General features: G+C 38.8%; 8 protein-coding genes. All 8 read left to right on the forward strand.

The features are described 5' to 3' along the window. The first annotated feature begins 104 nt into the window (after window positions 1-104). Complete coding sequence (locus tag INR76_RS12460; protein WP_255592670.1) at window positions 105-437, forward strand: hypothetical protein; 333 nt, start codon at window positions 105-107, stop codon at window positions 435-437. A 119-nt stretch (window positions 438-556) separates the two neighbouring features. After that, window positions 557-5,002 (forward strand): CusA/CzcA family heavy metal efflux RND transporter, encoded by a 4,446-nt coding sequence (locus INR76_RS12465; RefSeq protein ID WP_223108287.1) that lies wholly within the window; start codon window positions 557-559, stop codon window positions 5,000-5,002. A 5-nt stretch (window positions 5,003-5,007) separates the two neighbouring features. Further along, window positions 5,008-6,204, forward strand: coding sequence for an efflux RND transporter periplasmic adaptor subunit (locus tag INR76_RS12470; protein WP_223108288.1), 1,197 nt, complete (start codon window positions 5,008-5,010; stop codon window positions 6,202-6,204). Window positions 6,205-6,209: 5 nt separating this feature from the next. Next, on the forward strand, window positions 6,210-6,851 hold the full coding sequence (locus INR76_RS12475; RefSeq protein WP_223108289.1) for a cation diffusion facilitator family transporter: 642 nt from the start codon (window positions 6,210-6,212) through the stop codon (window positions 6,849-6,851). Beyond that, window positions 6,844-7,266, forward strand: coding sequence for a Fur family transcriptional regulator (locus INR76_RS12480; RefSeq protein ID WP_223108290.1), 423 nt, complete (start codon window positions 6,844-6,846; stop codon window positions 7,264-7,266). The genes INR76_RS12475 and INR76_RS12480 overlap by 8 nt, the downstream gene beginning before the upstream one ends. Before the next feature lie 27 nt (window positions 7,267-7,293). Further along, a complete protein-coding gene (locus INR76_RS12485; protein WP_223108291.1) occupies window positions 7,294-8,085 on the forward strand; it encodes a cation transporter in 792 nt (263 codons plus the stop codon). Between the two features lie 33 nt (window positions 8,086-8,118). After that, window positions 8,119-10,083: a heavy metal translocating P-type ATPase gene (locus INR76_RS12490; RefSeq protein ID WP_223108292.1), complete on the forward strand. Its 1,965-nt coding sequence runs from the start codon at window positions 8,119-8,121 to the stop codon at window positions 10,081-10,083. 71 nt (window positions 10,084-10,154) lie between these two features. After that, window positions 10,155-10,568 (forward strand): hypothetical protein, encoded by a 414-nt coding sequence (locus INR76_RS12495; protein ID WP_255592674.1) that lies wholly within the window; start codon window positions 10,155-10,157, stop codon window positions 10,566-10,568. Window positions 10,569-10,630: the final 62 nt, after the last annotated feature.

Raw genomic sequence — 10,630 nt, forward strand, 5'->3', positions numbered from 1 at the left:
ACACCATTGCATTCAATAATTTGTATATTTGTATAAATTATATGAAAATATTTGTTTCCATATCAATGTCTATTTTATTCTTTTTTCAAGGGATAAGCATAGATATGGACTTTTGTGGTCCAATTAAAGAAATTTCAAATGTAATTACCCATTATCAAGACCATAAAGTTTATGGAGACTCTTTCTTTGAATATGTAGTTGAAGATTACATTGAGAGCGATGCTAAAAATGAAGAGCATCATCATAACCCAGATAAGGAGAATACACCAGTCCATTCCCATAATCAATGTTGTCACCCTTTGGTATTAATTATTGCGAACAATAATTTGGCTTTAACCAATCGATTAAAGTTTGAAGAGAAAAAACAATATAATTTACATAAAGTAAACTTCACTTCCAGATATTTGGAATCACTTTTCCAGCCACCTCGGGCATAATTCAGTTTTCATAGGATAACTATATCCTTTTTTGAAGTTTTCCTAATGGGAATGCTCAACTATGTTTTTGCTACGCGAAAACGCAAACTCGTTTTTTAACTGAATTAATACATTAATCTATGATTAACAGAATCATTGATTTTTCAATCAATAACAAATTCATCATTGGTCTGTTCACGTTGACTCTTATAGGAGTTGGCATTTGGTCAATGGCAACAGTAAACCTTGGGTCTGTCCCAGATATTACCAATAATCAGGTGCAGGTCATCACGCAATCGCCCAATCTGGGAACGGAAGATATTGAACAGTTCGTAACCTATCCCGTAGAACTATCTATGGGTAATTTACCAGGCGTTACAGAAATAAGATCTATCTCACGCTTTGGCCTTTCCGTAGTTACTATCGTTTTTGAAGACGATATGGGAACCTATCTTCCTCGACAGCTGGTACAGGAAAAACTAAACGAACTGGGCGAATCTATCCCTGAAAAATTTGGAAGTCCATCTATGGGTCCCATCTCTACTGGTTTAGGTCAAATCTATGAATACACTATAAAGCCAGAGGAGGGTTTTGAAAACAAGTATTCGCCTATGGAACTGCGCACCGTGCAAGATTGGGTTATCAAACGACAACTCACATTACTTGAAGGCGTGGTAGAGGTCAACTCTTATGGAGGCAGTATTAAACAGTATGAGGTCGCTGTCAACCCAGATAAGTTGAATAGTTTGGGTATTAGTATTTCACAAGTGTATGAGGCTCTCGCTCGGAACAATGTGAATACAGGCGGTGCTTACATAGAAAAAAATAAAATGTCAAATTTCATAAGAGGTGAAGGTCTTATTCGCTCTTTGGAAGACATTAAAGATATTTCGATTATTAACGAGGGCAACATTCCCGTAACTATTGGAGATGTTGCAACACGCGTCCATTTTGGGAATCAGGTACGTTATGGTGCTTTTACGCAAGACGGTAAGGAAGCCGTGGGAGGAATAATAATGATGCTAAAAGGTTCAAACCCTAATGCGGTTATTCAAAATGTTAAGAATCGTATGGCAGAAATTGAAAAATCCCTGCCAGAAGGTCTCACTATCGCCCCTATCATTGATCGTAGTGAGCTAATTGCCAGAACGACCGATACCGTTAAAACCAATTTACTGGAAGGCGCCCTAATCGTGATATTTGCCCTTGTTTTATTGTTGGGTAGTTTAAGAGGTGGCATCATAACGGCCACGACCATACCGTTGTCCTTGCTTTTTGCCTTTATATTAATGAAGCAATTTAATGTATGGGCAAACTTAATGAGCTTGGGAGCTATTGATTTTGGGATTATCATAGATGGTGCGGTAATTATTATAGAAGGAACGGTTTATGAGATCCAAAAACGGATTAGGTCTGGCAAGCTAAAATTCAATCAAGGCGTGATGGATAAAGTGGCTTATGAAGCAGGAAGCACGATGATGGGTTCCGCTTTTTTTGGACAGATAATTATCCTCATCGTTTTTACGCCTATACTTTTTCTAACTGGTGTAGAAGGTAAAATGTTTAAACCTATGGCATACACCTTTGGGTTTGCAATGATAGGTGCCATCATCTTGTGTCTCACGTATGTGCCTATGATGGCAGCGCTTTTTATGAAACCAGTACAAAATACCAAAAACTGGTTCGGCAGGTTTGAGCGCTGGCTCGAAAAAATAAGTGATAAAATTATAGGTGCTATTCATAGTGCATATATGCCATTATTAAAGGGAGCCCTTAAACTAAAACTTATTGTTTTATCAGCTGCTGCCGTATTACTTCTTATTGCTGGTTTTATCTTTTCTAATATGGGTGGAGAATTTGTGCCCCAGCTTGATGAAGGAGATCTAGCAATGCAAGCGCTCATTAGACCAGGAAGTTCATTATCCGAATCTATTGAAGTTTCCAAGAAAATAGAAACTATCCTATTAGAAAGTTTCCCTGAAATCAAGACGGTAACTGCTCGTATAGGTGTTGCAGATATTCCTACCGATCCTATGCCTATGGATATTGCAGATATGTACATCATCCTAAACAAGGATATGGACGAGTGGACAACAGCTTCTACTAAAGAAGGTTTGATAGATGCTATAAGAGATAAACTGGATGATGAACTCGTGGGTGTAAATTTAGTTTTTACCCAACCAGTAGAGTTACGATTTAACGAGCTGTTAGAAGGCGTAAGAGAAGATATTGCGGTAAAGCTGTATGGCGAAGATTTAGATGTGTTATCACAAAAGGTTCAGGAAATGGCAGCGATTATACAGACCGTTCCTGGCGCTGGTGATGTGAGTGCAGAACGAACTGCAGGATTACCACAGATGACCGTAAAATATAAGCGTGATAAAATGGCGCAATATGGACTGGATATTCAAAAAGTAAATGATTACATAAGTACCGCATTCGCTGGCGGAACCGCAGGAGTAATTTTTGAAGGCGAGAAACGATTTGATCTCGTGGTACGATTTGATGAAAGCCATAGAAAAAGTATCGATGACCTACGCAATATGTATATCGATCTTAAGGATGGCAATCAGATACCCATTATCGAAATAGCCGAAATTGAATACGTCCCTGGACCTATGCAAATTTCACGTGACAATACGTATAGAAGAACCTACGTAGGTGTAAATGCAAGAGGCAGGGATGTGGAGTCTGTAGTAAAAGATATTCAGCAAAAATTAGATGAAGAACTGGACTTGCCATCAGGCTATTATATTACCTATGGTGGCGAGTTTGAAAATCTACAAAGCGCAAAGGATCGTTTGATAATCGTTGTGCCCATCGCCCTGTTTTTAATATTTATACTGCTGTACTTTGCCTTAAAATCCTTTTCACAATCGCTAATGATTTACATAGCGATTCCCTTGGCGGCCATCGGTGGTGTGTTTGCCCTATGGTTGCGGGATATGCCATTTAGTATTTCGGCAGGTGTCGGCTTTATTGTGCTATTTGGTGTTGCAGTTCTTAACGGACTGGTACTTATAAACCGATTTAATTCCTTAAAAGAAGAAGGTGTGATAAGTATAAAGGATAGAATATTTCAAGGGACTAAAGAACGTATTCGTCCCATTATGCTCACGGCCACCACAGATATTTTTGGGTTTTTACCAATGGCATTTTCCACATCAGCCGGTGCAGAGGTGCAACAACCGCTCGCTACGGTAGTTATTGGTGGGATGCTTACGGCCACCCTACTCACGTTGATCGTACTTCCCGTGCTCTATACCTTTATAGAAAAGCGACGTGAGCGCAAAGACCAGAACAAGATTGGTTCGTTTAATCCGCAAGCATTGGCCACGATTTTAATACTTGGTTTTATGTTAGGTGGTACCGCTTTCGCGCCTGCCCAGAGCGCAGTCGAAGGGAAAGGGCAACAAACACAAGCACCTGTGCCAGACCTCATTGTTCAGGATAGCATTACACCCATTACCTTATCTCGGGCTGTAGAAATTGCTAAAGAGAATTATCCTGCGCTAAAAGCGAGCCAACTCGAAATAGAAAGACAGAACGCACTTAAGGGCATTGCTTACGACTTCGGTAATACCCAAGTTTTTACAGGTGGCGAAGAAGTGGCAGATGGTCAGGGCATTTATACATTGATAGGCATCGGGCAGCAGAATATTGATTTACTGGGAATAGGTGCTAAAAAACGTTTGCAACAACAACGTATTGAATTGGCACAAACCGCATTTGACCTTTCAGAAATCCAGATAGAACGGGAAGTTAAAAAAGCCTGGTCTGAAGCTTTTCAAGCGAAGAAGAAGTTTGTTTTGTACCGAGAACTGGACAGCATTTATGTGCAGTTTGCACAATCTGTAGAACTCAATTATGAAGTGGAAGCCATTTCAAGACTGGAATACGCCGCTGCGCGCAATCAAGCACTACAGATCAACAATAAGTTTCAGCAGGCAGAAACAGACTATTTTATAGCTCTGCAAAAACTCAACCTTTGGTTGACACCAGATACGATGTACGGCGTTACTGATGAATTGGGCGCTACTGAAATTTCAATTTTAGAGACTGATGATACATTGAATGATCATCCCGAGTTATCGCTTTCGCGAAAGCGTATAGATGAAGCACAAGCAAGTTATGATGCTGCTAGGGCAAATTTACTGCCCCAGTTTAATCTGCAAGGTGGTCTGCAACGTGTCAATGGTGATAGTGGTTTCTACACATATCAAGCAGGTATTTCCATACCGCTGTTTTCTGGACCAGTCCGTAGTCGTGCAAAAGCGGCAAAACTCGATGCACAGATTGCAGAAACCAATGCTATTTTCAAACAACGCGAGCTAAAATCGCAATTCGTACAGTCACAACAAAATTATGCACGATGGCGGGATACCTGGTTTTTCTATAAAACCGAAGCCTTGCCACTTGCCATAGACCAGCGCAAAGGTGCATTGCTGGCATACAAAGAAGGAGCGCTGGATTATGCAGCATTCACGCAAATAATACGTGATGCCATACAGACCGAAATGGATGCGCTGGACGCACTTGATAATTATTTAGAAGCCCTGTTTGATTTACAATATTTCCAAAACTAAAAAAGATGAAAACGATAAAATATATACCAATAGCCGCTATGCTAATAGCATTTACTTTAACCAGCTGTGGCGACTCAAAAACTGAAGATGGCCACGATGAAGCCACCCATTCTGAAACAGAAGAAAACCATACCGAAGGCGAAGCTGAAGAAGTAATGCTCACGGCACAGCAGTTTGAAGCTTTACAAATGGAAATTGATACACTCGCGCAACGCAATATGAGTGGTTATGTAGAAGCAAACGGTACGCTGGAAGTGCCACCGCAAAACGAAGCAAATATTACCGCGCTTGCAGGTGCAAATGTGGCATCCATAGAAGTAATAGAAGGCGACGAAGTCAAGAAAAATCAAGCAGTTGCTTATTTATCACATCCCAGCATCATCCAGATACAGAGTGATTACCTAAATGCATACAGCAACAGTCGCTTCTTAAAGCAAGAATATGAACGTCAAAAGAGGCTTTATGAAGCTGGTGTAGCATCTGGAATGAACTTTCAAAAAGCAACGGCAGACTATCAGTCATCTACCGCAATGGTAAACGGGCTGGAAGCACAATTGCGACAGTACAACATCAATGTGAATGGCGTGCGCAATGGCACTATCTACCAGCGTGTTGCGTTGCGCAGTCCCATTGCAGGTGTGGTAGAAAAGGTTTTCATAAAAACTGGTCAATATGTAGAACCACAGACCAATCTTATGGAAATAGTAGATACAGACCACGTACACGCAGATTTGATGGTTTTTGAAAAAGATGTGGACAAAGTGAAGAAGGGACAAAAGGTACGTTTCAGTATCCAATCGCGTCCAGGAAAAGAACTGGAAGCCGTAATTTATTCGGTTAGCCAGACCTTTGAACAAGACCCAAAAGCAGTGCACGTTCACGCTGAAATTGAGAATAAAGAAAGTGGTCTTATCCCTGGTATGTATATAAAAGGTAAAATTGAAGTTGATAACCAACAGACTACAGCACTACCTAAAAGTGCCATAGTTACAGAAGCTGGAAAGGACTATGTATTTACAGCGCAAGGAGAAGGCGATGTGTGGAGTTTTACACCAATAGAGGTTACAACCGGCGAGAAAGATGGCGACTGGATTGCCATACGCTTTTTTGAAACCCCAGATCCCAATACACGTTTTGCATTCAACAATGCCTATTACCTGATGGGAGAAATGAAAAAGGGAGAAACTGAACACGAACATTAATAACTATGGATAAGACAAGAAGAAATAATCTTAAACAAGCCAGAACGCTACAGATTTGGAACGTTGTTTATGATGTTATTGAAGTAGTGGTCTCGCTTATAGCAGGATTTACGGCCAATAGTTCAGCATTAATTGGTTGGGGATTAGACAGCACGATTGAAGTGGTAAGTGCGGGAACATTAGGCTGGCGACTGCACGGCGAGATTAAAGGTATCGATGAAGAAAAAGTAAAACGAAGACAAAAAATCACGTTAAACGTAATTGCAATTTCATTTACGCTCATCTGTATTTTCATTTCCTACGATTCCATTACAAAGCTTATAAATAAAGAAACCGCAAACTGGAGCACTTTGGGACTGATTATATTATTGGTTTCCCTCGTTGTAAACCCAATTCTAATATATTTCAAAAGAAAATATGGAAAGAAATTGGATAGCCCTGCCTTGTTGGCAGATGCCAAGGACACCTTTATTTGCCTGTACCAGACCGTGGTCGTACTTATAGGATTGCTATTAGTCAACTGGCTGGGCTGGTGGTGGGCAGATCCCGTTGCGGCATTACTTATCGTTCCGTACGCTGCAAAAGAAGGCTATGAAGCCTACAATAAAGCTAAAAATATCAATTATAACACCGCACAAAATGACTGAAATTGAAAAAACATTAAATGACCATAACGTGCGTCCCACCGCAATGCGCATCTTGATTTATAAGTATATGGCCGATAGGGATGCCGCCATCGCCCTGACTGATATTCAGAATGCTTTCGCAAAAGCGGATAGAACCACATTGTACCGAACCCTAAAAACGTTTGAAGAAAAAAACGTGGTGCATCACATAGATGACGGAACTGGAATCTCTAAATACGCACTTTGTGAAGAAGGCTGTAATTGTGAAATAGAACAGGATTTGCATTTACATTTTCATTGCACTAACTGTGACGAAACAGTTTGTTTAACGGAACTAAAAATCCCGCATATCAATTTGCCAGATGGATATTTGGCAGAGGATGTTAATCTCGTGGTTACGGGAATATGCGAAAAATGCAGCAGTAATTTACTTTAATAAACAAACGAACAAATTAGATTGATTTTGAAAAAAAGCACTTTTATAATAACTAAAATGGACTGCCCTTCAGAAGAGCAGATGATTCGGATGAAGTTAGAGTCTTATGCTCAAGTAAAACACTTGGATTTTGATATTCCAAACAGAAAATTGGAAGTATATCACGTGGACGACGTCAAGGCGATAAAAACGTCTATAGCCAGCTTAAAACTTGGGGATTCCTTAGAAGGAACCACAGAAGCCGAACCACCCGTAATGGAAGACCAAATCAAACAAAAAAGAATCCTATGGTGGGTCTTGGGCATCAACTTTGGCTTTTTCGTTATCGAAATGACCACCGGTTGGATTTCTTCTTCGATGGGTCTTGTGGCAGACTCATTAGATATGCTGGCAGATTCCATCGTATATGCATTAAGCCTATTTGCGGTAGGCGGTGCCATTTCAAGAAAAAAGAAGGTTGCGAAATACAGCGGATACTTTCAGATGGCATTGGCAACACTTGGGTTTGCAGAGGTCTTGAGAAGGTTTTTTAGCAATACCGAAACACCCTTGTTTCAATGGATGGTTATCGTTTCAATTTTCGCATTGGCAGGTAATTTGATATCGCTCTGGCTCATCAACAAGGCAAAGAGTCAAGAGGCTCATATGCAGGCAAGTGCCATTTTTACATCCAATGATATTATTGTTAATGGTGGTGTTATAGTAGCTGGGGTGCTGGTTTATTTTCTGAATAGTAAATGGCCCGATTTAGTGATTGGCGGCATCGTTTTCACTTTTGTAATGCGCGGTGCATTGAGAATATTGAAATTATCGAAGTAGTTTTTAAAATGATATCAAACTTGATTAGAACATATGAAAAAGAAAAAAATAAACTTACGTGACTTAGAACCAAAAAAACAACAAGGCGAGCACAGTCACGACGATGGCCATAACCATAGCAGCCCTGAAGAAATTTCAAATTTTAGAACCTATCTACCGGCTATTTTCAGCTTTGTGATGTTGATAGCCGGAATCGCTATTGATTACTTTGATGCGTTTCCTTTCTTCAAAGGATGGATTCGCGTAGTATGGTACACGGTAGCCTATATCCCTGTAGGTTTTCCGGTGATAAGAGAAGGATGGAAAAGTCTTATAAAAGGCGATGTTTTTACCGAGTTCTTTTTAATGTCTATTGCCACCATTGGTGCGTTTATCATTGGTGAATATCCTGAAGGTGTGGCAGTAATGCTATTTTATGCAGTAGGAGAATTATTTCAAAACGCAGCAGTTAATAGAGCAAAAGGAAATATTAAAGCCTTATTAGATGTTCGACCAAAAGAAGCCAATGTATTTCGTGATGGTGATTATGTTAGTGTGTCGCCAGAAGCTGTAAATATTGGTGAAAAAATACAAATTCGAGTAGGTGAGAAAATACCGTTAGATGGGATTTTATTATCCGAAAAAGCATCTCTAAACACCGCAGCGTTAACAGGCGAGAGCAAACCAGATTCCATTCAGAAAGAAGCAAAGGTTTACGCAGGTAGTATCAATTTAGAAAGCGTTATTGAAGTTGAGGTAACTAATAAGTTTGAAGACAGTTCTATTGCGAGAATATTAGATTTGGTTCAAAATGCTACAGCTCGTAAGTCTAAAACAGAACTATTTATTAGACAGTTTGCTCGTATCTACACACCAATTGTTGTGTTTTTAGCTATTGGTGTTACTTTTATACCTTACTTTTTTGTAGATGATTATGTGTTTAGAGATTGGTTATACAGAGCATTAATTTTCTTGGTAATATCTTGTCCTTGTGCCTTAGTGATTTCAATTCCATTAGGATATTTCGGTGGATTGGGAGCAGCTTCAAAAAATGGAATATTATTTAAAGGTGCTTCATTTTTAGATGCTATGACCAAAATAAATACTTTGGTAATGGACAAAACAGGAACCGTTACCAAAGGTGTTTTTAAAATCAAAGAAGTAAAAGCAATTGGTTGGAATGAAACCGAATTTATGCAATACTTAATGGCGTTGGAAGAACAATCCACGCATCCAATTGCTAAAGCCATTTTAGAGTACAAAGCTGAAGGAGAAGATTTTGAAGCACAAGACGTTTCTGAAATTGCAGGTAAAGGTTTAAAAGGCGTTGTTAATGGTAAAACAGTTTTAGTAGGAAATAAAGCCTTAATGACTGCGAATAATATAAATGTTCCATCTGAAACGGAATCTATTGTAGAATCGATAGTATTAGTTGCAATCGATAATCAATTTGCAGGTTATGTAGTCATAGCAGATGAATTAAAGGAAGATGCAAAAGAAACTATTACAGCATTACACAAAGTAGGCATTAAAAATATTATGATGCTTTCCGGTGATAAAGATTCCATCACGCAACAAGTCGCTAAAGAGTTGAATATCGAAAATGCTAAAGGTGGTTTACTTCCAGAAGATAAATTAAACGAAGTTGAAATTTTAAAGAAAAATCCTGAAAACAAAATAGCCTTTATAGGTGATGGTATTAACGATGCACCTGTTTTAGCAGCAAGTAACGTTGGTATTGCAATGGGTGGTTTAGGTAGTGATGTAGCTATTGAAACAGCAGACGTTATCATTCAAACCGACCAGCCTTCAAAAGTAGTTAGAGCCATTAAAATAAGTCGTTCTACAAGAAAAATTGTTTGGCAAAATATCATTTTAGCGTTTGGAGTTAAAGTTATTGTCTTGATATTAGGAGCAGGTGGTTTAGCCACAATGTGGGAAGCTGTTTTTGCAGATGTAGGAGTAGCATTATTAGCAATTTTAAATGCAGTTCGATTGCAGAAAATGAAATGGGATTAAGCAGATTAATCAATTAAACTTCTGTTAAACAAAATCAATAGTTGTTAAAATTTCGTAACTTCGCAATAAATATGAAGCAGATTTTCCATAAAATAATGTCTTTAGCAATGACTTTTGTAGTGTTATTCTCTACAATGTCATTTACTGTGAATATGCATTATTGTGGAGATACTTTAGTAGAATCTGCTATCTTTCAAAAAGCCAAAGGTTGCGGAATGGAAATGGAAAAGCCTTCAACCGAAGGATGTTCTATTACCAAGAAAAATTGTTGTGATGATGAACAATTATCAATTGAAGGTCAAGACGAATTACAATTGCAAGTTGACAAAATCACATTTGAACAACAAGTATTTATAGCTTCATTTGTTTACACTTATAGTAACCTTTTTGAAGGTTTAGAAAATAACGTTTCTACTTACGAAGAATATAAACCGCCACTCGTCATAAGGCAACTCTACAAGATTGACGAGACATACTTAATTTGATTTTTAAACAATAGACTCTTTTATCCTATGACTGCAATGTCGTAAGGATAATTTACTGTATT

It is taken from the genome of Marixanthomonas sp. SCSIO 43207 (assembly GCF_019904255.1).
Taxonomy (GTDB): Bacteria; Bacteroidota; Bacteroidia; order Flavobacteriales; family Flavobacteriaceae; genus Marixanthomonas.